Source organism: Mycobacterium shunyiense (assembly GCF_058270075.1).
This window is the reverse complement of record NZ_JBZDPU010000014.1, coordinates 216,418-239,281: the sequence shown is the minus strand read 5'-3', so window position 1 is coordinate 239,281 and position 22,864 is coordinate 216,418. Positions and strand designations below refer to the sequence as shown.

Annotated in this window: 19 protein-coding genes; 9 read left to right on the top strand and 10 right to left on the bottom strand. The window is 66.2% G+C overall.

The window, feature by feature from the left end; translation table 11 throughout:
- The 3 genes from AC4ELH_RS12165 to AC4ELH_RS12155 are packed head-to-tail and all read left to right on the top strand — an operon-like array spanning position 1 to position 1,732.
- Positions 1 to 711 carry a methyltransferase domain-containing protein gene (locus tag AC4ELH_RS12165; protein WP_448444321.1) on the top strand — a complete coding sequence of 237 codons (711 nt, stop codon included), beginning with the start codon at positions 1 to 3 and terminating at the stop codon, positions 709 to 711.
- Positions 708 to 1,211, top strand: coding sequence for a DUF456 domain-containing protein (locus tag AC4ELH_RS12160; protein ID WP_448444319.1), 504 nt, complete (start codon positions 708 to 710; stop codon positions 1,209 to 1,211). Before AC4ELH_RS12165 ends, AC4ELH_RS12160 begins: the two co-directional genes overlap by 4 nt.
- Complete coding sequence (locus tag AC4ELH_RS12155; protein ID WP_448444317.1) at positions 1,208 to 1,732, top strand: YceI family protein; 525 nt, start codon at positions 1,208 to 1,210, stop codon at positions 1,730 to 1,732. The genes AC4ELH_RS12160 and AC4ELH_RS12155 overlap by 4 nt, the downstream gene beginning before the upstream one ends.
- 88 nt (positions 1,733 to 1,820) lie before the next feature.
- Here AC4ELH_RS12155 and AC4ELH_RS12150 read toward each other — a convergent pair whose 3' ends face one another.
- Positions 1,821 to 2,618 carry a tyrosine-protein phosphatase gene (locus AC4ELH_RS12150; protein ID WP_448444315.1) on the bottom strand — a complete coding sequence of 266 codons (798 nt, stop codon included), beginning with the start codon at positions 2,616 to 2,618 and terminating at the stop codon, positions 1,821 to 1,823.
- Positions 2,615 to 3,832 (bottom strand): acyl-CoA dehydrogenase family protein, encoded by a 1,218-nt coding sequence (locus AC4ELH_RS12145; protein ID WP_498885028.1) that lies wholly within the window; start codon positions 3,830 to 3,832, stop codon positions 2,615 to 2,617. The genes AC4ELH_RS12150 and AC4ELH_RS12145 overlap by 4 nt, the downstream gene beginning before the upstream one ends.
- A 55-nt stretch (positions 3,833 to 3,887) precedes the next feature.
- Between AC4ELH_RS12145 and AC4ELH_RS12140 the strand changes: the two genes are divergently transcribed.
- The gene (locus AC4ELH_RS12140) at positions 3,888 to 4,373 is read left to right on the top strand and encodes a nuclear transport factor 2 family protein (RefSeq protein WP_064878585.1); all 486 of its coding nucleotides are present in this window, start codon (positions 3,888 to 3,890) and stop codon (positions 4,371 to 4,373) included.
- Here the strand turns inward: AC4ELH_RS12140 and AC4ELH_RS12135 are convergent.
- Entirely contained in the window at positions 4,319 to 5,563 is a 1,245-nt protein-coding gene (locus AC4ELH_RS12135; protein WP_236734625.1) for an MFS transporter, read from the bottom strand. The two genes, AC4ELH_RS12140 and AC4ELH_RS12135, sit on opposite strands and share 55 nt — an antisense overlap.
- 46 nt (positions 5,564 to 5,609) lie before the next feature.
- The gene (locus AC4ELH_RS12130; RefSeq protein WP_498884612.1) at positions 5,610 to 6,491 is read right to left on the bottom strand and encodes a LysR family transcriptional regulator; all 882 of its coding nucleotides are present in this window, start codon (positions 6,489 to 6,491) and stop codon (positions 5,610 to 5,612) included.
- A 42-nt stretch (positions 6,492 to 6,533) separates the two neighbouring features.
- Between AC4ELH_RS12130 and AC4ELH_RS12125 the strand changes: the two genes are divergently transcribed.
- Both AC4ELH_RS12125 and AC4ELH_RS12120 read left to right on the top strand, forming a co-directional pair.
- Positions 6,534 to 7,184 (top strand): response regulator, encoded by a 651-nt coding sequence (locus AC4ELH_RS12125; RefSeq protein ID WP_064878581.1) that lies wholly within the window; start codon positions 6,534 to 6,536, stop codon positions 7,182 to 7,184.
- A 1-nt stretch (position 7,185) separates the two neighbouring features.
- Complete coding sequence (locus AC4ELH_RS12120; protein ID WP_064957575.1) at positions 7,186 to 8,352, top strand: sensor histidine kinase; 1,167 nt, start codon at positions 7,186 to 7,188, stop codon at positions 8,350 to 8,352.
- A gap of 6 nt (positions 8,353 to 8,358) precedes the next feature.
- On the opposite strand, the gene AC4ELH_RS12115 is transcribed toward AC4ELH_RS12120, so the two are convergent.
- Entirely contained in the window at positions 8,359 to 9,972 is a 1,614-nt protein-coding gene (locus tag AC4ELH_RS12115; protein WP_448444308.1) for an LCP family protein, read from the bottom strand.
- 91 nt (positions 9,973 to 10,063) lie between these two features.
- On the opposite strand from AC4ELH_RS12115, the gene AC4ELH_RS12110 reads away from it, so the two are divergent.
- Complete coding sequence (locus AC4ELH_RS12110; protein ID WP_448444306.1) at positions 10,064 to 10,978, top strand: alpha/beta fold hydrolase; 915 nt, start codon at positions 10,064 to 10,066, stop codon at positions 10,976 to 10,978.
- On the opposite strand, the gene AC4ELH_RS12105 is transcribed toward AC4ELH_RS12110, so the two are convergent.
- Together AC4ELH_RS12105 and AC4ELH_RS12100 are read right to left on the bottom strand one after the other, a co-directional pair.
- A complete protein-coding gene (locus AC4ELH_RS12105; protein ID WP_448444304.1) occupies positions 10,953 to 12,092 on the bottom strand; it encodes an acyl-CoA dehydrogenase family protein in 1,140 nt (379 codons plus the stop codon). The two genes, AC4ELH_RS12110 and AC4ELH_RS12105, sit on opposite strands and share 26 nt — an antisense overlap.
- Before the next feature lie 31 nt (positions 12,093 to 12,123).
- A complete protein-coding gene (locus AC4ELH_RS12100; protein WP_448444302.1) occupies positions 12,124 to 13,284 on the bottom strand; it encodes an ROK family protein in 1,161 nt (386 codons plus the stop codon).
- A gap of 252 nt (positions 13,285 to 13,536) precedes the next feature.
- Between AC4ELH_RS12100 and AC4ELH_RS12095 the strand changes: the two genes are divergently transcribed.
- Both AC4ELH_RS12095 and AC4ELH_RS12090 read left to right on the top strand, forming a co-directional pair.
- A complete protein-coding gene (locus AC4ELH_RS12095) occupies positions 13,537 to 16,245 on the top strand; it encodes a cadherin-like domain-containing protein (RefSeq protein ID WP_498884609.1) in 2,709 nt (902 codons plus the stop codon).
- A gap of 221 nt (positions 16,246 to 16,466) precedes the next feature.
- A complete protein-coding gene (locus AC4ELH_RS12090; RefSeq protein WP_498884607.1) occupies positions 16,467 to 19,268 on the top strand; it encodes a cadherin-like domain-containing protein in 2,802 nt (933 codons plus the stop codon).
- A 129-nt stretch (positions 19,269 to 19,397) separates the two neighbouring features.
- Here the strand turns inward: AC4ELH_RS12090 and AC4ELH_RS12085 are convergent, their stop codons facing one another.
- The 3 genes from AC4ELH_RS12085 to AC4ELH_RS12075 all read right to left on the bottom strand — a co-directional run bounded on the left by AC4ELH_RS12085 (position 19,398) and on the right by AC4ELH_RS12075 (position 22,858).
- Positions 19,398 to 19,781: a RidA family protein gene (locus AC4ELH_RS12085; RefSeq protein ID WP_064878563.1), complete on the bottom strand. Its 384-nt coding sequence runs from the start codon at positions 19,779 to 19,781 to the stop codon at positions 19,398 to 19,400.
- A 76-nt stretch (positions 19,782 to 19,857) separates the two neighbouring features.
- Entirely contained in the window at positions 19,858 to 21,297 is a 1,440-nt protein-coding gene (pntB, locus tag AC4ELH_RS12080) for a Re/Si-specific NAD(P)(+) transhydrogenase subunit beta (protein ID WP_448444296.1), read from the bottom strand.
- A gap of 34 nt (positions 21,298 to 21,331) precedes the next feature.
- The gene (locus AC4ELH_RS12075; protein WP_064878558.1) at positions 21,332 to 22,858 is read right to left on the bottom strand and encodes a Re/Si-specific NAD(P)(+) transhydrogenase subunit alpha; all 1,527 of its coding nucleotides are present in this window, start codon (positions 22,856 to 22,858) and stop codon (positions 21,332 to 21,334) included.
- Positions 22,859 to 22,864: the final 6 nt, after the last annotated feature.

The following is a 22,864-nucleotide window of genomic DNA, read 5'->3' as shown; positions in this document are numbered from 1 at the left end:
GTGGACACCGCACTAACCAAGGCGCTGGAACTTCTCGCCGAACCGCCGGCGGAGCCGGACGTCAGCAAGGGATATCTCGACCTGTTGGGCGACGGCAGTGACGCCCCGAAGAACGCAGGATTCATCCAGAAGGTGTGGGCGTCCCCGCTCGGGTCGAAGCTCTACGACAACGCCCAGGGGATCGGCCGCAAGCTGATGACGGCGTGGCAGGAACCCACCGAATGGCTGGATATCCCGCCCGGCGGCCTCGCACTCGATGTCGGCAGCGGTCCTGGCAATGTGACGGCCGCGCTGGCGCGGTCGGCCGGGCTGGACGGGTTCGCGTTCGGTGTGGACATCTCCGAGCCGATGCTGGCCCGCGCTGTCGAGGCCGAAGCGGGCCGCCAGGTCGGTTTCCTGCGTGCCGACGCTCAGAAGCTCCCGTTCCGGGACGACGTCTTCGATGCGGTGACGTCGATCGCGGTTTTGCAGTTGATCCCCGACGCAGAGGCCGCACTGGCCGAGATGGTGCGGGTACTGCGCCCCGGCGGGCGGATGGCGATCATGGTGCCCACGGCGACCAACCGGGGACCGGCGCAGCTGTTGTCGAAGGGCGGTGCGCGCTTCTTCGCCGAAGATGAGCTCGCCGACCGGTTCGAGGTGCTGGGTCTGGAGCGGGTGCGGTCGAAGACCATGGGCACCATGCAGTGGGTGCGCGGGCAGAAACCGTGAGCACTCTCGGCGTTGTTCTCGTCGCATTGGTGATTGCCATCGGTCTTATCGGCATCGTGTTGCCGGTGCTGCCCGGGGGTGGGTTTCTGGTCTTCGCCGCGATCGCGGTGTGGGCGGTCTTGGAGGCCAAGGACGGGACCAACGCCACAGTTGCGTGGGTGACGCTCGGGGTCGCAGCGGTGTTCTTCGTGACGGCCGAGGTGATCAAGTACGTCTGGCCGGTACGCCGGATGCGGGCCGCGGAGGTGGGGATCTGGAGCCTGGCAGCCGGCGGGGTGCTCGGCCTGATCGGGTTCTTCGTCATCCCGGTGATCGGTTTGGTGATCGGCTTCGTCGCGGGTGTCTATCTGGCCGAGCTGGCCTCGCGCCGCGACTACCGGCGGGCTTGGACGTCAACTGTGCACGCGCTCAAGGGTGTTGCGCTGTCAGTCGGCGTCGAGCTGACCGGAGCCCTACTCGCGACGGTCACCTGGGTGACGGGTCTGGTGATCGCCGCGTGACGCAGTGGAACCTGGGCCCCGACTCGGGCGAGTTGCTGCTCCACACCGGTGTGACGGGGAGCGCGTCGCGGATGGGCCATCGGTTGACGATCGCGATGCGCTCGTGGCACGCGACCGTGGAATGGGACGGCGATGAGCCTGCGGCGGTCGAGGTGACGGTGGACCTTGACTCCCTGGACGTGCTGCGGGGCGAGGGCGGCATGACTCCGTTGTCGGGGGCCGAGAAGCTGCTGATCCGATCGAACGCGTTGAAGACGTTGCGGGCGAAGAAGTTTCCCCAGGCCCGGTTCCGGTCCACATTGATCGAGCGCTCCGGTTCTCTGATACGGATCGCGGGAGTCCTCGAGCTTGCCGGCCATTCCGGCGACCAGACCGTCGAGGTTGAGGTGTCCGGCGATTCTGTGCTCGGCACGGCTTCTGTGCGGCACAGCGATTTCGGAATCAAGCAGTTCTCGATGCTGATGGGGGCGATGAAGGTGGCCGACGAGGTCGGGGTGAGTCTGACAGCCAACCGTCCCTGACCGGCGGGTGGCGGTGCCCGTTGACTTTGACACCACGCACACCGTTACCCGCAAAAATGCAGCGTCAGTCCAAAGTCAACAAGCAGCTTCAGCCCACCAAATTGTTCCGCAACGCGGCGAGGTCGTCAGGCGAGACTCCGGCCGCCTCGAGGAAACCTTGCACCGACCCGTACGCCGCGTCGAGCTTCTTCCACGCCGCGTCGAGGTACTCCTCACGCACGCCCAGCACGTCGTCGGACAACCGCGCCTCGGCGTAGGTGATGGCCTCAGCCGAATCCGCACGAGCCCGCACCGATTCCATGATGCGTTCCCGCAGGGCGACGGTCGCGTCATTGCTGCGCAGGAAGTCGGTGATGACCGCGTCGCGGTCCACGCCTACCGCAGTGAGCACAGTCGCCACGGTGAAGCCGGTCCGGTCCTTGCCCGCGAAGCAGTGCGCGATCACCGGGCGGTTCGCCCCGAGTAGCGAAATCACCTGCCGTACAGCGGTATGCGCACCGGGCAGGCCCGGGAACTCCTCGTACACCTCGGTCATGTAGCGGCGCGCGGACGCGGAGGTGTCCTCGCCGTCGCGTGACTCGGACATCACCCGCTGGAACGTCGACTCGTGTGGTGCGTCCTGGTTGGAGTCGTCGCCCTGGTGGAACGGCAGCATGTGCACCGTCACGCCGTCGGGGACCTGGCCGGGCCCGCGCCGCGCGACCTCCTGATGTGAGCGAAGGTCGGCGACATCGGTGATACCAAGCCCGCTGAACGCCACGCGGCCGTCGTCGGTGAGCCGGCTCAACTCACTGGAGCGGTACAGCAGGCCCGGGCGGATCCCGGCGATCTCGGCGACGTCGCGAAAGTTCCACGCCCCCGACAGTTCCCCCAGCTCGGTGGTCACTGCGCGATCACCGCCGCAGCGAGAGGCGATTTCTCACGGCCCAGCTCCGCTCGGGCGATCGTGCGCATGTGGACCTCGTCGGGGCCGTCGAACAACCGCATCGCGCGGTGCCAGCTGTAGAGCCGGGCCAGCGGGAAGTCGTCGCTGACGCCCGCTGCGCCGTGCACCTGGATGGCGCGATCGATCACGTCGCAGGCGACCTGCGGGGCCACCGACTTGATCTGGGAGACCAGCACGTGTGCGGCCTTGTTGCCTTCCTGGTCGATCAGCCACGCGGCCTTCTCGCACAGCAACCGAGCTTGGTCGATCTCGTTGCGGGACTTGGCAATCGACTCACGTACCACGCCCTGCTCGGCCAAGGGCTTGCCGAAGGCGACCCGCTTCTGCACCCGGTCGATCATCAATGCCAGCGCCCGCTCGGCCGCACCGAGGGCACGCATGCAGTGGTGGATGCGGCCCGGCCCCAGCCGGGCCTGGGCGATCGCGAAACCGCTGCCCTCTTCGTGGAGCAGGTTCTCGGCGGGCACCCGCACGTTGTCGAACACGATCTCGCAGTGCCCGTGCTGATCCTGCCAACCGAACACCGGCAGGGACCGCTGAATGTCCACCCCCGGGGTGTCCACCGGCACCAGGATCATCGACTGCTGGGCGTGGGAGGCGGCGTCGGGATTGGTGCGGCCCATCACGATCAGGATCTTGCAGCGCGGATCGGCGGCCCCGGTGATCCACCACTTGCGGCCGTTGATCACGTAGTCGGCCCCGTCGCGCAGCATCGTCGTCTCGATGTTGCGGGCATCCGAGGACGCCACGGCCGGCTCGGTCATCGCGAACGCACTGCGAATATCGCCGGCCAACAGCGGCTCGAGCCACTGCTTGCGCTGGGCCTCGTCGGCGAACAGGTGCAGGGTCTCCATGTTGCCGGTGTCCGGCGCGGCACAGTTGAGCGCCTCGGGGGCGATCTCCATGCTCCACCCGGACAGTTCGGCCAGGGGCGCGTACTCGAGGTTGGTCAGTCCGGACTCCGAGGGCAGGAACAGATTCCACAGGCCCTGCTCACGCGCCTTGACCTTGAGCTCTTCCACCACCGGCGGGACCGTGTGATCCTTGGGCCCCTTCTCCTCGCGATAGGCGTGGTAGGAGGCTTCTGCGGGGAGAACGTGCTCCACCATGAAGTCGGTCAACCGGGAGTGGTAATCAGCCGCTTTGGCCGACAGCGCGAAGTCCATGGCAGCCACGATAGCCACATGGTTAGACAGGTAGAAAGGTGGCATGACCGGAACGCCACCCGCCATCCCGCCCGAGAGTCGCCCGCCGTTCCCGCCCTTCACTCCCGAAACAGCTCTCCAGAAGGTCCAAGCAGCCGAGGACGCGTGGAACACGCGTGACCCGCAGAAGGTCAGCTTGGCCTATACGCCGGACTCGCAGTGGCGCAATCGCGACCAGCACATCGTCGGGCGGGAGCAGATCGTGGAGTTCCTGACCGCCAAATGGGAGCGCGAGCTGGACTATGTGCTGCGCAAGAGCCTGTGGGGGTTTCGGGAGAACCGGATGGCGGTGCGGTTCCAGTACGAATGGCACGACGCACAGGGCCAGTGGTACCGCAGTTACGGGAATGAGTTGTGGCAGTTCACACCCGAGGGTCTGATGGCCCGGCGCGAGGCCAGCATCAACGACGTCGCGATCGACGAGTCGCAGCGGCGCTACTTCGGTCCGCGCCCGGAAGCGGAGTACGGTCGCGACATCGAACTCTGGTAGTCGCCCAGCGTCGAGGCCAGCACCCCCGCCACCACCGCCAGACCGATCACGGTGCCGGCCACGGCGCGCCATCCCGCGGCGTCGAACGCCAGCCCGCCGACCCAGCCGATGACGCTGGATCCCGCGTAGTAGAAGAGGTTGTACAGCGACGACGCCTGGGCCTTGCCGTCCCCGGCGGCGGCACCCACCCAACCCGAGGCGATCGCGTGCGCACCGAAGAAGCCGGCGGTGGCGATCACCAGCCCGATCAGCACCACGAAGACATTGCCGGCCAGCGTGATCGCGACGCCGGCGATCATCGTGGCGATCGAGCCGATCAGCACGGTCTTGCGGCCGAACCGACTGGCCTCGGCGCCGGCCCGGGCGGAGGCCCAGGTGCCCGACAGGTAGGCCAGGAACACCAGGCTGACGACGGTCTGCGGCAGGTTGAACGGGGTGGCCATCAGCCGGAAACCGAGGAAGTTGTACATCGCCACGAAGCCGCCCATCAGCAGGAAGCCCTGGCTGTAGAGCACCAGTTGACGGGGTGAGCGGAGGTTCTCGGCGAGCCGACGGCCCAGGTTTCGGCTGCGGGCCGGGGTGAATCCCCGCGCCGGCGGGGCGAGCTTGACGAATGCGAATGCCGACAGACCACACAACACCGCGACCACGAGGACGCCGACGCGCCATCCGGCGAACTCGGCGATCGGCCCGGTGACGAGCCGGCCGGCCAATCCGCCGATGGTGGTGCCCGCGACGTAGGTGCCTGCCGCCCGGGCGGCATGCCCGGCGTCGATCTCCTCGGTGAGGTAGGCGATGGCCACCGCGGGCACCCCGCCCAGCATCAGCCCTTCGAGCAGCCGACCGGACAGCAGCAGCGCGGCACTGGGGGCCAATGGCACGATCAGGCCGAGAACCGTTGCTGCGGTGATGGATATCGTCATGGCCTGGACCCGGCCGATGCGATCGGCCAGAGCGGACCACGGGATCACACCCAGTGCCAGCCCGACGGTGGCGGCCGAGATCGTCAAGGCGGCGTGCGCGGCGCCGGTGCCCATGTCGTGGGCGATCAGCGGGAGTACGGCCTGGGGTGAGTACAGCTGGGCGAAGGTCGCGACGCCGGCGCAGAACAGTGCGGCCAGCAGCCTCCGGTACTCGGTTGAGCCACGGGAATGCCCGCGCCATTCAACGGAGGTCAGGGAGGTGGACACTCAGCCGACGGTAGGACGCCGGCAAAAATGTGTCCAATGCATGATTTTACTCAAGCTCATGAATATTCTGCATGATGAATTCGGCCAGACGCGCCGCGGCCGGCGGCAGCGGGCGGTCGGCGTTCCACGTCAGCCCGATCTGGCGCCTGGCCGAACTCTCCGACAGCGGCACGTACGCGGCTGCGGGTTCGGCCCGTTCGGCCCGGGGTACCGGGACAACCGCGACCCCGAAACCGGCGGCCACCAGCCCTTCCATGGTCGGGATCTCCATCGCCTCGAACACCACCGGCGGCGAGATGCCGGCCTCGGCGCACAGTTCGTCGGTGAGCTGACGCAACCCGAAGTCGGGTGCCAGGGCAATGAAAGGCTCGGCGCCGGCGTCTGCCAACCGGACCCTGGATCGGCGGGCGAAGCGGTGCTCGCGCGGCACGGCCAGGCACAACCGCTCCATGTACAGTCCGCTCCAGCGAAAGCCCTCGGGGCGCGGCGAAGTGATCGCCAGGTCGGCTTCACCGCCGGCCAGGCGTTCGACGATCTCGTGGGCCGCGCCCTGGAACAGCTCGAAGCGCACCCGCGGAGCCTCGGTCCGGAACCGGCGCAACAGATCCGGCACGTACCAGCCGGCCTGCGAATGCAGGAAGGCCAGCCGCACGGTCCCGGTATCCGGGTCGCGTAACTCGGCGATTCTCTCGGTGGCCGTACGGATTTCGTTGATACTGCGGCGGGCGTGCTCCAACAGGATGTGCCCGTAGGCGTTGAGCCGGAGCCGCCGGTTCACCCGATCGAACAGTGGAACACCCACCTGCTCCTCGAGCCGGGCCAGTGCGCGCGACAGGGTGGGTTGGCTGATGCCGAGTTCGGCTGCGGCGTCGGTGACATGCTCGGTTTCGGCGAGCACCACGAACCACTGCAGCTCGTCCAGATGCATACCGCCGACTCTAAACGCGCTGATCAACGGTCAGCCTGTGCCATGCTGTGTCGCATGGTCGCCAAGGTGCGGGTGGTCGTGGGTGATGACCACCCGATGTTCCGCGAGGGCGTCGTGCGCGCCTTGACCTCCAGCGGCGAGATCGACGTGGTGGCCGAGGCCGACAACGGTGCCGACGCACTGGAATTGATCAGGACCCACCAGCCGCAGGTGGCCCTGCTCGATTACCGCATGCCACAACTCGACGGGGCCCAGGTGGCGGCCGCGGTCAGCCGTGACGAGTTGCCCACCCGGGTGTTGCTGGTCTCCGCGCACGACGAGTCGGCGATCGTCTACACCGCGTTGCAGCAGGGGGCGGCCGGATTCCTGTCCAAGGAGTCCACCCGCAGCGAGTTGGTGAACGCCGTGTTGTCGTGTGCCAAGGGCCGCGACGTTCTCGACCCAAACCTGGCGGCCGGGTTGGCCGGCGAGATCCGGCGTCGCAACGAACCCGACGTCCCGGTGCTCAGCCCGCGGGAACGTGAGGTGCTCGACCTGATCGCCAAGGGCCTTTCCATCCCGGCCATGGCCAAGCAGCTGTTCCTGGCGCCGTCGACCGTGAAAACCCATGTGCAGCGCCTCTACGAGAAGCTGGGCGTCAGTGATCGGGGCGCGGCAGTCGCGGAGGCGATGCGCCGCCGGCTGCTGGACTGACATGGCTGGCGGGCGCGTCGTCGAATTCTTCACCACCCAACCCGTGCGGGTCTCGGCGCTGCTGCGGCTGCCGCTGATCGGTCTGATCGTGGTGCTGGTCTCGGTGTGGGACGTCGACCACTGGTTACCAGTCCTGTACGCGGTGATCCTGAGCGTCTACGCCGCCGTGGCGGTGCTGTGGCTGGTGGTGGTGTTCCGCGGGCCCATGCCGCCGTGGGCCGAATGGGCCTCGACCGCTGTGGATGTGCTGGTGCTGGTCGCCCTGTGCGCCGTCTCGGGCGGGGCCACCGCGGCGTTGCTACCGGTGTTCTTCCTGTTGCCCATATCCGTTGCGTTCCAAGACCGTCCGTGGCTGACCGCACTGCTCGGCGGCAGCACCGCAGTGGGATATCTCGCGGTGTGGATCTTGTATTCCGAGCGCGACGACAACGTCGGCCTGCCCGACATCGTGTACATGCACGTGGGCTTTCTGGCGTGGCTCGCGGTCGCGTCGGCCGCGCTGTCATTTGTGCTGGCGCGCCGCTCGGCGCGGGTACGGACCTTGATGGAGGTGCGTCGCCAGTTGGTGTCGGAATCCACCCGGGCCGACGATCTGCGCAACGCCGAACTGGCCGAGCACCTTCACGACGGGCCACTGCAGACCCTGCTCGCCGCGCGCCTCGACCTCGACGAGATCCGCGAACGCATCCCGGATCCCGGCCTGGACCGCGTCCATGCCGCACTGCAGGAGACCGCCGTCGGACTGCGCTCCACCGTCACCGCACTGCATCCGCAGGTCCTGGCTCAGCTGGGACTGACCCCGGCGGTGCGGGAACTGTTGCGTCAGTACGAAACTCGGCCAGATATAGCGGTGCGGGCAGATCTGGAGGACGTCGGGCAGCCCGACGGGCAGGCGCTGTTGTACCGCGCCGCGCGCGAACTGCTGGCCAACATCAACAAACATGCCGGGGCGACCACGATTTCCGTCGGCCTCTACCGTTCGGGGGAGCGCGTCGTGCTGACCGTGGCGGACAACGGCAAGGGATTCGACCCGGCGATACTGGGCCAGTCTGTGGCCGAGGGACACATCGGGCTGGCCTCACTGCAGGTGCGCATCGATGCCATGGGCGGCTCGATGGCGATCAGCTCAGAGCCCGGGTTCGGCACCCAGGTCCGGGTCACGCTGTAGCCGCGGCTATTTCACGCAGGGAATGCCGGAGACCTTCATCTGGCTCAGGTCAGTGGGGGCCGGGGTGTAGGTACCGGTCGCGGTGGCGGCCACCGTCGTCACCGGCGTGCTGGGCGTGGTCTCTTCCGTCGTCTCGCTGCTGGAGTCCCAGGTGGAGTCCGACCCGGACTCCGACGTCGCATCGCTCGATCCCGACAGGTATTCGTCGCCGGGGAAATCGGTCCCCAGCGTCAGCTGAACGGTGCCGGCCACCACTTCGGACGACGGGTTCGCGATCACGCCGAGCTCGTCGGCCAACGATTGAGCAGCGGCCTCGGCGCCGGTCCCGTAGTCGATCGTGGTGGTGGCGGCCAGTGATTCGCCGTCACCGATCTGCCCCTCGGTGAATCCGTGTGCGCCGAAGGTCGTTTCGAGCTGGGCAGCCAGTCCGCTGTAGGTCGACGCATTGATCACGTCGAGCACCGCACCGTGGCCGTTGAGCGTCTGAGCCTTGCTGGTGGGTGCCGACGACGACGCGGCGTCGTCCTTGGAGACGAGGTCATGCACGATCTTGCGGATCGTCGGCACATCGACGAGGTTGATGTCCTCGCCGTAGGAATTCTGGCTGAACTCCTTGATCGGCAGCGTGTAGAGCGTCGGTGGTTTGTCGGTCAGCGCGGAGGCCCGTCGGGCGAAACTGGGCAGGTCGAATCCGGCGTCCAACGCGACGTTCTGCTTGACCACGTTCAGCAGGCTGCGCAGTCCGGTTGGGCTGTTCAGCGTTCCGCTGTGGCCCAGCGCCGACACCAGCGCCGCGATGAAGGCCTGCTGACGGCGGGTGCGGTCGAGGTCGGTGAAGTTCTCGTCGTTGATATCGCGACGCTGACGCACGAAGGCCATCGCCTGGGCTGCGTCGATCTCCTGGACGCCCTGGTGGAAGTCGGCCCCCGAGTACGGATCTGAGGTGTCGGCGTTGAGGCAGACCGTGATCGGTGACACGGCCTTGGCGATCTCGAAGAACGCGCCGAGGGTGACCTCGACGAAATGGTCGATCGGGATGCCGAGCAGGTTGCGGACCGTGGCGATCTCCGCCTTGCGGCCCGCCTCACGGGCCTGCTGCTCATTCGCCGACGGGTTCTCGGAGTCAGCCTCCAGCGATTCCATCTCGCGCTGATAGGCCCAACCGTAGGCCTGTTTGACCTTGCCCTTGCACGGCGAGACATCGCACCCGGCCAGGTCCACATAGTCGTCGCGCGGAATCGAGAACGCGGTGGCCGGGCCGCCGTCACCGGGCAGGTGCACCACGATCAGCACGTTGGCGTTGTAGCCGCCGACAGTCTCGTCGCCGGCGTGGAGGGCCTGGTAGACATCCTCGGGCAGCGGGTTGCCGTGCTGATCCAACCGGCTGTCCAACCCCATGATCAGGATGTTCTCGGTGTCGCCGGCCGACATCGGCCCACCGTCCAGAGCGTTGGAGGTGGTGATGCCGTCCAGGGCCCCGTGGTAGGTCACCCAGCCCGCACCGGTACCGGCCACCACGGATGCCGCCACCAGGCCGACTGCGGCGCGGCGAGCGGCCCGCACGCCCCGACGCGGCATACGGTGCCGGGGGACGCCGGCGGTGTGGGCAGGTGTGTTCATTGCCCTGTCATTATGGGGCCGTTCGCTGAGACTCGTTCCACCGGGGAAAATTGCTGGTCAGTGCCGACGTCTTGGCATTAGCGTGCGCAGGATGAAATTGCGCATCGCCGTCGTCGTGCTGCTGTTGGCTGTGGTGGCGTTGCTGCTGAATGAACTGGCGGCGACCAAGGAGCACCATCGGGCCGAGTCGTTCGGCGGCGGGCACGTGCTGGAACTGGACGGTCCCGACCTCAACGTGCGTGAGTACGGGCCGCCGGGGGAACGCGCGGTGGTGTTGCTGCACGGGTACTCGGCCTCCATGGAGTGGTGGGAGAAGGTGGCCCCGCAGCTGGCCCGGGACCAGCGGGTGATCGCGATCGATCTGGTCGGTCACGGCGGCTCGGAGGCGCCCGCCGCCGGCGCCGCCTACCGTTCGGATGCGCAGGCCACGGCGGTGCGCAACGCGCTCGTGGCGCTCGGTGTGCGTCACGCGGTGCTGATCGGCCATTCGATGGGCGGAGCGGTCTCGGCCGAGCTGGCCCGGCAGTATCCCGACCTGGTGGAGCGCGTCGTGGTCTCGGACACCCCGGGATCGGACGATCTGGTCAGCATGCCGCTGCTCGGACAAATGGTGTGCTGGCCGGTGATCGGGCCGGCGATGGATCTTGTCCGCGGCGTCGACGCGATCAGCGAGAGTTCACTGCAGACCGGGTTTGCCGCGGACTACCCGGTGCCCGGCTATGCTCACCGCTCGTTGGAGCGGCTCACCTACACCGGCCTGTGCGACTCGAAGGACGGTCCACACCCGACTGCGGAAACGCTTGCCGCACTGCACAAGCCGGTACTGGTGCTCTGGGGTGACGAGGACGTGCTGACCCCGACAGCGCCCAATGTCCAGCGTTACACCGCGGTTGGGTTGCCGCCCGTGGTGATCAAAGGGTCCGGACATTCGCCGATGGTCGAGCAGCCCGATCAGTTCCTGGCTGCCGTGACCGGCTTCGTCAGGACCCCAGCCCCCGCGAGATGACCAGGCGCTGAATCTGATTGGTGCCTTCGAAGATCTGGGTGATCTTGGCTTCCCGCATGAAGCGTTCGACCCGGAAGTCGCGGGTGTAGCCGACACCGCCGAACACCTGCACCGCGTCGGTGGTGACCTTCATGGCGGCATCGGTGGCGATCAGTTTCGCGACGCTGGCCTGTGACGAGTAGGGCAGCCCGAGATCGCGGCGGCGGGCGGCATCCAGGTAGGTGGCGCGGGCGCTGACCACTGCGGCGGCCATGTCGGCGAGCAGGAACCCGAGGCCCTGATGGTCGACGATCTTGCGGCCGAACGTGGTGCGCTCGTTGGCATAGCGGACGGCTTCGTCCAGGGCGGCCTGCGCGATGCCGACCGCGACCGCGGCGATGCCGAGGCGGCCGGAGTCCAACGCGGAGAACGCGATCGACAGTCCCTGCCCCTCGGTGCCGATCAGCCGGTCGGCGGGCAGGCGGGCATTGTCGTAGAACGCCGAGGTGGTGGGCACGGCGTGCAGACCCATCTTCTCCTCGGGTTTCCCGAAGCTCAGGCCGTCGAGATCGGCGGGGACCAGGAAGCACGAGATGCCCTTCGAACCTTCTCCGGACCGGGCGAACAGTGTGTAGAAATCGGCCTTCCCGCCGTGGGTGATCCACGCCTTGGAGCCGTTGAGGACGTAGCTGTCGCCGTCGCGGGTGGCCTTGCAGTTCAGGGCGGCGGCGTCGGATCCGGCCTGCGGTTCGGACAGGCTGTAGGCACCGATCTGGTCGCCGGCGAGCATGCCGGGCAGCCAGCGCTGCTTCTGTTCCTCGGTGCCGTAGGCCAGCAGCGGGTGCGACGAGAGACTGTGCACGCTGACCGCGACGCCGATCGCGGCCCACCGCGCCGCGATCTCCTCGAGAACCTGCAGGTAGACCTCGTAGGGCTGGCCACCGCCACCCCACTCCTCGGGCTGGGGCAGGCTCAACAGCCCGGCCGAGCCGAGCTGGGCCATGACGCCTTCGGGGTACTTCTCGTCGCGTTCGTACTCGTCGACGATCGGGTCGAGGACCTTGTCGGCGACATCGCGGGTCAGCGCGATCAGGTCGCGAGCGTCGTCCGAGGGCAGGAGGCGGTCAACCGGCATACTTGCACATCCTAGTTTTCCGGGCGGCAGGTCACGGGCTGGGGGTTTGCAGCAGTCCGGCGATGTCGGGATCGAGTTGCTGCAGGGCCACGATGACGGCCACCCGGTAGTCGCGGCCGATCTGCGAGCGCACGGTGGCGGTGCGGCCACGCCTCTCGGGTGGTCTGATCTCGTCGATACGCGCTTCGAGGGCGACGATGAGTTCCTCGAACTCGGTGATGAGCCCGGACAGGATCAGGATCTCCGGGTCAATGAGTGCTTCCATGAGGATCGCGGTGTGCGCGATCCGGTCGATCACATCGCGGATGATCTTCTGGGCGGCCGGGTTCCGGCTCGTTTCCTGCGCCACTGCGTCGAGGTCGATGTCCTTCAGGGGCACACCTTCGGTGTGCGGGGCGACGGGTTGCATGGCGTGCAGTGACATTTCGGCGTTTACGCAACCGGTTCTGCCGCAAAGGCATTGCGCGTTGCTCCCCGCGATCGGCATGTGCCCGACAGCTCCGGCGACGCCGGTGGCGCCGGAATACGGCCGTCCGCCGATGATCAGCCCGACGTTCACGTGGCCTCCGCAATCGAGGAGTAGCGCGGAGCGCACCTCTCGGGCTTCGCCGGCAATCGTTTCGGCAAGCGTCATGGCCTGGGTCGAATCCAAAACGGCGGTCGGTACTCCGAGGGCGTGCGAGATCGGTTGGCCCAGCTCTACCTCGGACCACCCGAGCGACTTGGATTCCACGACGAATCCGGTTGTGCTGTCGATGAATCCGGGTATGCAGATGCCCGCGGCGGCGACGGATTCCACCGCGGGGTCCTCGATCAGCTGTTTGGCGATCCGGATGATCGAGCGGATCACCGACGCGGCCGCTCTGCCTGCCGTGGGTGTCTCATCTTCGTGGGTGATGTTGCCCGTTGCGTCGGCGACGGCGATACGTGCGCGACGTTCGTCTATCCAGATTCCGAGGACCCGACGTGCGTGCGGATTGCAGCCGAGAAGTTTGCGAGGCCGGCCGCGGTAACCCGGACCCTCGACGCGGGAATCCAGTTCGACCAGGGTGCCGTCCTCGATCAGCTCACCGACGAGGGTGGTGATGGAGGGACGGCTCAGCCCGAGGCGATCAGCCAGATCGGCTCGAGCGAGCGGACCCTCGGTCCGCAACAGGTGGACGACGCGCTGGCGGTGCAGCAGGTGCAACACCTGCTTTTCCCGGCGCGCTGATTCTGACCGCTTCAGCGGAACCTCCTTGACGGCGTCGTAAGGCGGCTGCTATTAAGTTCGTCACAGAAATTAAATAGGTACCTAGGGCATCGGAGCCAGGCCATGACCGCTAGTAATCCCCTCATCAACCCCCTGTTCGCCTCGTCTTCGTCGAGCACGTCGGCCCGGTCGGCCGCGTCTCGGAGAACAACTCAAACTACCGCGAGGATCGGCGCGTACAGCGGTGTCGTGGTGGCGGGATGGCTGGTCGCCGCGGTAGCCAGCGGCTATGGCGTCGCCGCGGCCGACACGACCGGTTCGGCATCGGATTCCTCGACGTCGGCGTCCTCTGGTGACTCGTCCCGCGGGGCAACGGCGGCCAAGCCTGAGTCCGGGTCCGCGAAGGGCGTCGCTTCCAAGCCGAGAAAGAGTGGGCCGCCGTCACTCGGTCTTGGCAAGGATTGGAGGCAGAAAGCCGGCGGGTCGAAGAGGCCGGGCAAGACGGCCACGACCAAGGAACTGGCGCCCGGAGTGACGGTGAGCAGCAGTGGAGGGGCACGCGACACCGCAGACGAGGCAGTGACCAGCATTGGGGCTCAGGAGGAATCGGCCAGTTCCGGCATGGCAGTTCCTGCGTCGGGACCCGTGCCATCGGTGCCCGCCACGACTGTTGACCAGCCGCTGGAGGTGGTGTCGTCGATAGCCGACAAGGTCCGATCGACCGTCTTGGATCTGCCGGGGATCAAGAACGCGCCGGAACGACCGGCAACAGACGTGGAGATGTCACACGTCTCGGATACCGCGCAGCCCTTGGCGTCACCGAGTCAGGTGAAACTCGGTGACAGGGTGAAGCAGTCGCTTGACCGAGTGGAGCGAGTGACCGGTGTGATCTCCGAGAAGGTGTCGGAGGAGATCGCCGACAAGCTCGCCGAGCCGAAGCCGGCTTCTACGGTGTATGAGGCCAAGGCGCTTGCGGTGTCGACAGCGAGTGATGTTCAGGTCGCGACGGCTGCGGTGGTGGCTCCGAAGAATCCGGTGGCCAACCCTGTCGAGGATGCGGCGGGGGTGCTCAACGGGATTGTCACGAATCTGTTGAATCCGTTCCTGGCGCCGTCGCCGGATTCTCCGGAGCCGTTTACGCCGATGGCGTGGGCGGTGTTGGGGTGGGTTCGGCGCAATCTGTTCAATCAGGCGCCGGTGGTGAGTAATCCGACGACGACGGTGCAGGCGGGTCAGACGGTGACCGGCAATATCGGGGTGACCGATGCCGAGGGTGACGCGTTGACCTACACCGTGACCCAACAGCCGCAGCACGGCACGGTGACCATCGATCAGGAGACCGGTGAATTCACCTACACTCCGGATGACATCAATTACGAGGCGGCGCAGGCAGATACGTTCACCGTGTCGGTCACCGACGGCGACAAGATCAACCTGTTGGCTCTGTTCAAACCCCGCACTGCTCAGAAAGACGTCGATGTCACGGTGCTCAGCCCGGCTATAGAGCGGGTGATCCTGGATCTTCCCGACGACATCACCAACCCGAACCGGCCGAGGTTCTCCGCGGACGGCAAATCGATCTACTTCGGGGCCACATCCGTAGCCGGCGGTCGCGACGAGGTGTACCAGATGAACATCGATGGCACCGACCTTCGATGCTTGACTTGTGGTGTCACGACGAGCGTTACCGACGATCTGCAGAAACCGCTTCCATTCGAAGACGGATCGGGCCGGGTGCTGATCCGGGTTACGTCCAGCACAGGTTCGTACACCTATGCGGTTCTGGAAGACGGTGTGAACGGAAGGGAACTGGTTCCCCTCACTACGCCGGACAGTCCGACATATGTCGTTGACCGGCAACGCGAAATGAAGATCTCGCCCGACGGGACCCACGTGTTGTTCAGCCGACTTGAATTGGGCACCAACGGTTACGTGGCAATCGTTCCAGTCGTTGGCAAGCTGGTCCGCACGGACAACGGGTACGTGATCGACGACGCACGTGTGGTTGCTCCCTATGGCGAGGGTAAGTCTTGGACGCCCGACGGCAAGAGCGTGATCATCATGGGCGGACAGTACGACGCAGGCAATGTCGACGCCATCAAGGTCGATCTCGCCACCGGGAACATCACCCGTGAGACAGCTGGTCTCGACTACGAGGAGAACGTCTTCGAATCGCCCAACGAACAGTGGATCGTCACCGGAAGCACGCGGGGGTTGAACGCCCTCACCCCGATGTCGCGGATCGCACGGCCGGCATTCCTGCCCGCCTACATCGTCGGACCGGTCTACAACGCCTATGCGTCTCCGGTGAATGTCTCCAATCAGGCCTGGGTGATCGCAGTCGGAGACGAGCTTGAGAGGGAGAACGGTCTCCCGCTGATCGTCGAAGGTGACGGGTACGCCGGTCAAAGCATGCCCGGTTGGAACAACGACGGAACGGCAGTTGCGTTCTGGGAACAGAGCAACGAAGACCCAACGGACACCCGGTTGGTCATTGCCAACCTGAAATACACGACGAGTGTGGGCCCCCTCCAAGGCGATAACCAGACTCCGGAATTGTCGTCGACGCTGCCCAAACTGAGCACCTACGTTCCCAGCGCGCCGGAACTTCCGCCGACCGGTACCTATGCCGGCGCGGGTGGGGGCACCGCGGTGGTCAGCGAGGCCGCGGACCCGACGAATCCGGGGCACACGATCCGCACTGTCACCTACACCAACTATGTCAACGAGGACGGGATGATCCTCAACGGCACCGAGGCCACCGACTCCACGGCCAACCAGTTGTACATCCACTACACCGCCGACGTCAGCGTGACCGGGACGCACACCGGCTACCTCAAGGGCGATGCCACCATCACCAACCGGCAGACATACAGCGGGTACATCACCTCCGATGTCGACGGCGACGTGCAGAGCATCTTGGACCAGAACGCGATCAACGAAGCGCAGCAGAACGTGTAGGCGTCGACGGTCCGTACTACCCCTTCGCCTCGACCACTCCGGCCAGTTCACTCAAGTGGACACGCCGGAGTGGTTGGCGTGCAAAGGATTCAAGCTCAGCTCCGTCGTACATTCTGACATCTGGCCAATTCTGTCAATCGGCTTCCGATCGTCAAGAAAAGTGCTGTGATTAAATTCGTCAACCCAATTAAACCTGCCCACAGGGCAACTGGAGTCACGCCATGACTGTTGTCAATCCGCTCTTCAATCCGCAATTCACTGCCCCTCCATCTCGCCGGACACTTCAGGCCACCGGGCGTATCGGTGCCTACAGCGGCATCGTGGTGACTGGTTGGTTGGTCGCGGCCGTCGCCTCCGGATACGGCGTCGCCGCGGCCGACTCGACCGGCACCTCCTCCTCGGATTCGTCGACGTCGACCTCCGCGAGCTCGGCGGCTGGTGAGACCTCGACGGGGCCGTCATCTGCCGGTGCGTCGGGCGAGAGCTCACCGGGCAAGGGCAGATCGTCGAACGGTCCCCGTAAGAGTTGGGCCAAGAAGACCACCAAGCCGAAGGTCGTCGGCGAGACGTCATCGACCAAGGAGTTGGCACCCGGGGTGACGATCAGCAGTAGCGGTGGGGCACAGAAGGAGCCGGGTCGGCCGGAGGGACTCGCCGGAGCGATCGATGCGCACCTGCAGGCGTTGTCGTCGATACCGGACAGGGTGCGCGAGAGCGTGCTGACCCGCAACGACGGCACGGAGAAGCCGGAGTTGTCGCTGCCGTCGCTCTCGCTGCCGGAAGTCTCGTTGCCGGAAGTCTCGCTGCCCGACGTCACGTCGCCTCGGGCCGCGGATGCTGTGGCGGACGCCGATTCGAAGACCGCGGCTCCGCTCGGGCCGGTCAAGCTCAGCGCCACCCTCGAGCGGTCGCTGGCGAAAGCCAAGGAGGTGACTGAGCGGGTCGAGCAGGTAACGGGGTCGATCAGCGAGAAGCTTTCGGAGCAGCTGAGCCAGAAGCTCGACGCGCCGATGCCGGCGGCTACTGCGCGCGAGGCCAGGACGCCGGCAGTGTCGAGTGCGGCGAATGTGCAGATTGCCACGGCTGCGGTGGCGCCGAGGGGTAAGGTGGCCACCCCTACCGATCCGGCGGGGGTGCTCAACGGGATTGTGGCGAATCTGCTCAACCCGTTCCTGGCACCGTCTCCGGATTCACCTGAGCCCTTCACCCCGATGGCGTGGGCGGTGTTGGGGTGGGTTCGGCGCAATCTGTTCAACCAGGCGCCGGTGGTCAGCAGCCCGACCACCACAGTGCAGACCGGTCAGACCGTCACCGGCAATATCGGTGTGACCGACGCCGAAGGTGACGAGTTGACCTACACGGTGACCGAGCAGCCGAAATACGGCACGGTGACGATCGACCAGGAGACCGGGGAATTCACCTACACCCCGGACGATATTGATTACGATGCGGCGCAGATGGATTCGTTCACCGTGTCGGTCACTGACGGGAACAAGGTCAACCTGTTGGCGCTGTTCAAACCACGCACCGCTCAGAACGACATCGACGTCACGGTGCTCAACCCCACCGTCGAGCGGGTGATCCTGAACCTGCCTGACGGCATCAAGAACCCGAACACCCCGCGGTTTTCGGAAGACGGCCAGTCCATCTACTTCGGGGCCACACCGGCCGAAGGGGGCCGCCAGGAGATCTACCGGATCAGCGTCGACGGCAACGAAGTCGAGTGCATCACCTGTGGTGTGTCGACTGAGGTCACCGGCGGCCTCGGTAGGGTTGTTCCCTTCCAAGATGGTTCGGGGCGACTGATGATCCAGGTCACGACAAGTCCGAACTCCTATGTGGTCTACGAGGAGACGGCCGACGGCAAGCAGCTCGTTCCGGTCATCACACCCCCGGCGGGGGCGCGCGTCCTCGATCCGCAGCGCGAGATGCGGATCTCGCCCGACGGGACACACGTGCTGTTCAGCCAGATCCAGATGACCCCGCAAGGTCTTATCACCGCCGTGCCGATCGTCGGCAGGCTGGAGCGTACCGACGCCGGCTACGAGATCGCCGACGCCCGTGTGGTTTACCCGGTCGGCGAGGGCAAGCAGTGGACCCCCGACGGCAAAGGGGTGATCATCCTCGGTGGGCGGTATGAGGCCGGGAACGTCGACGACATCGTCGTCGACCTCGAGACGGGCGAAGTGACCCGCCTGACCGGCAACCTCGACTACGACGAGGACATCGACCTCTCGCCCAATGAACAGTGGATCGCGGTCGGAAGCACCCGTGGGTACGACGCGCTGACACCGATGTCGCGGATCGTGCGGCCGGCGTTCCTGCCGGCAGACATCCAGGGCGCGGTGTACGAGGCTTACCGAGGTACCGGGGATGGAACGAACATCTCGAACCAGGAGTGGGCACTGGCCGTCGAGGATGACCTTGAGGGCGAGAACGGAATCCCGCTGTTCGTCGACGGCGACGGATACACCGCCCGCAGCATGGCGAGCTGGAACAACACCGGCGATGCAGTCACGTTCTGGGAGGCCAGCCCCACCGGCGAATCCCGACTGGTGATCGCCAATCTGAATTACACGACCAGCGTCGGCCCGGTGGCCGGCGACCGGACGACGCCGGACCCGACGTGGGCCCCCGAACTCAAGACCTACGTTCCCAGCGCGGCCCCGCTGCCTCCCACCGGCACCTATGCCGGGGCCGGCGGTGGTACCGCGGTGGTCAGCGAGTCCACCGATCCGACGACCGGCCACATCGTCCGCACCGTCACCTACACCGATTACGTCAACGAGCAGGGAATGATCCTCAACGGCACCGAGTCGACCGACACCACCGCCAGTCAGTCATCCATCCGCTACCTCGCCGACATCACGGTGACAGGCGAACACACCGGATACCTCAAGGCGGACGCCACCATCAACAAGCTCCAGCGAACGATGACCGGCCACATCACCTCTGACCTCGACGGTGACGTAAAGAGTGTCAACGATCAGGACAGGATCGACGAGGACAGGGCGAATATGTAGTTGTGTCGGCGAGCGCTGTGACGAACGTGCAGGCTTTCGGCGAAAATTCGCCAAATGGCATGGATTTCCTGCACGTTCGTCACAGTGTCGTGAACCGGACATATGTCGGGGTCCCCGGGCGCGGCCGGGTCAGCGCATCCGCGCGACGATCTGGACCTCGACCAGCGCACCTGGGATCGCCAACTCGGTGACGCCCACAGCCGTCCAGGCCGGGTACGGTGCGGCCACGAACTCGTCCTTCACCTCACCGAAAGTCTGCACGTGTTGCTGCAGGCCGACGTGGTAGCTGGTGATGTCGACGACATCGGCGAAGGTCAGTCCGGCCTCCGCCAACAGTCCCTGCAGGTTCGAGAAGGCCTGGATGAACTGGGCCCGTGGATCCTCCGGAACGGACATGTCGGGGCGCATCCCGATCATCCCCGAGCAGCGCAGGTGATCGCCGTCGATCACCGCCGGCGAAAAGTGGTGCGCGTCGTACATCGGCCGCATCCATTCCGGTACAACGATTTTCATGGGCACCTTCCAGTGAAGAAACGCGAAAGCCCCTTATTTCCGGGGAAATAAGGGGCTTTCGCACTAGCTGAGGGAATTACACCCGCGCCTCGGCCGGCAGTGCTGCCAGGATGTCGTTGACGCGGTCGCGGGCGTCGCCGAACAGCATCTGGGTGTTCTCGCGGAAGAACAGCGGGTTCTGCACGCCGGCGTAGCCCGAGGCCATGGAGCGCTTGAACACGATGACGTTGTCGGCATTCCACACCGTGAGCACCGGCATGCCGGCGATCGGACTGCCCGGGTCCTCGGACGCGGCCGGGTTGACGGTGTCGTTGGCACCGATCACGAGCACGACGGAGGTGCCGTCGAAATCGTCGTTGATCTCGTCCATCTCGAGCACGATGTCGTAGGGCACCTTGGCCTCGGCCAGCAGCACGTTCATGTGGCCGGGCAGACGGCCCGCGACGGGGTGGATTCCGAAGCGGACATTGACGCCGCGCTCACGCAGCTTGCGCGTCAGGTCGGCCACGCCGTACTGGGCCTGTGCCACGGCCATGCCGTAACCGGGGGTGATGATCACCGAGTCGGCGTGAGCGAGAAGTTCGGCCGCGCCCTCGGCGTTGATCTCGCGGTGCTCGCCATAGTCCTTGTCCTCGGCCGGCCCGGCTTCGATGCCGAACCCGCCGGCGATCACCGAGATGAACGACCGGTTCATGGCCTTGCACATGATGTAGGACAGGTAGGCACCGGAGGAGCCGACGAGGGCGCCGGTGATGATCAGCAGGTCGTTGCCCAGCAGGAAGCCGGATGCCGCTGCGGCCCAGCCCGAATAGCTGTTGAGCATCGACACCACGACGGGCATGTCGCCGCCACCGATCGAGGCGACCAGGTGCCAACCGAGCAGCAGCGCGAGCACGGTGACGACGATGAGCAGCCACAGGTGCGGCTCGATCACGAACCAGACGGTCAGCGCACCGAAAACCACCAGCGCACCGACATTGAGGAAGTTCTTGCCAGGCAGCATCAGCGGCGCGGACTTCATCCGGGCCGACAGCTTGAGGTTGGCCACGATCGAACCGGTGAAGGTGACCGCACCGATGAAGACGCCGATGAACACCTCGGCCGAGTGGATGCCGAGCATCTTCTCGCCGACGAGCTTCACCGCTTCGTCGCCGCCGAGGCTGTTCTCGACGTGCAGGTAGCCGTTCCAGCCGACCAGCACGGCGGCCAGACCGACGAAGCTGTGCAGCAGCGCGATCAGCTCGGGCATGCCCGTCATCTCGACGACCTTGGCGCGCCACAGGCCGATCGCGGCGCCGACGATCATGGCGACGACCAGCAGGGCCAGGCCCAGCGGCTCGATCTTGCGGTCGAAGGCCAGCGCGATGGTCGCGATCAGGGCGATGGCCATGCCGGTCATGCCGAAGGTGTTTCCGGCCCTTGACGTCTCGTGCTTGGAGAGGCCGGCCAGCGCAAGGATGAACAGCAGGGCCGCGACGACGTAGGCGGCCGAGGCAACGTTTTCTAGGGTGAACATGGAATCCGTTCCAAAGTCTCTGTGGGTAGGTCCGTCAGCTGCGGGAGAACATCGCGAGCATGCGACGCGTCACCGCGAAGCCGCCGAAGACGTTGATACTGGCCAGCAGGATGGCCACGAAGGCAAGGGCGGTGATGGCGATATCGCCGTGGCCGATCTGCAGCAGGGCACCCACCACGATGATTCCCGAGATCGCGTTGGTCACCGACATCAGCGGGGTGTGCAGCGCGTGGTGCACATTGCCGATCACGTAGTAGCCGATCACGATCGCCAGCGCGAACACCGTCAGGTGGACCTGCAGCGCGGCCGGGGACATCGCGATCAGGGCGAAGATCGCGGCCGCGGCGCCGAACGTGACGCCCAGTCGGCGCCCGGTCGACATCGGCTGCTTCTCTTCCTTGACCACCGGGGCCGCTGCAGCCTGCTGGGCGGCCGGAGCGGCGGAGACCTGCACCGGTGGCGGGGGCCAGGTGGTCTCGCCGTCGCGCACCACGGTCATCGAGCGCTGCACCACGTCGTCCCAGTCGAGGACGACCTTGCCGTCCTTCTCCGGGGTCAGCAGCTTGAGCAGGTTCACCAGGTTGGTGCCGTACAGCTGGGAGGCCTGGGCGGGCAGGCGGCCGGCCAGGTCGGTGTAGCCGATGATGGTCACGCCGTTGTCGGTGACGATCGCCTGGTCCTTGACCGTGCCCTCGACGTTGCCGCCGTTGGCCGCGGCCATGTCGACGATCACGCTGCCGGCCTTCATCGAGGCCACCATCTCGGCGGTGATGATGCGCGGCGCGGGCTTACCGGGGATCAGTGCGGTCGTGACGATGATGTCGACGTCCTTGCACTGCTCGGCGTACAGGGCCGCTTCGCGGGCCTTGTAGTCGTCGTCCATCTCCTTGGCGTAACCGGTGGCCGAGACCTCGGCGGCCTCGTTGGCCACAGAGAGGTACTCACCACCGAGGGAGGCGACCTGATCGGCGACCTCGGGACGCGGGTCGGTGGCTCGCACGATCGCGCCGAGGCTGCCGGCAGCGCCGATGGCAGCGAGGCCGGCCACGCCGGCACCCACCACGAGGACCTTGGCCGGCGGGACCTTGCCCGCGGCGGTGACCTGACCGGTGAAGAATCGGCCGAATGCGTGGGCGGCCTCGACCACGGCGCGGTAACCGGCGATGTTGGCCATCGAGGACAGCACGTCCAGCGACTGGGCGCGCGAGATGCGCGGCACCGCGTCCATGGCCAGCACGGTGATCGGTCGGGTGGACAGCTTCTCGACCAGCTCGGGCTTGAGCCCGGGTGAGATCAAGCTCACCAGAGTCGCTCCGTCGCGCAGCTTGCCGATCTCGGCATCATCAGGTGCGTTGACCTTCAGCACGACGTCGGCGTCCCACGCGTCACCGATCTCGGCACCGGCGTCTACATAGGCGGCGTCGGAGAAGCTCGAGGCAGCACCGGCGCCGGTTTCTACGACTACGGCATAGCCGAGCTTGATGATCTGCCCGACTGTCTGCGGGGTGGCGGCGACGCGCGTTTCCCCAGGTAGGGACTCGCGCGGGATCCCGATGAGCATCGAATC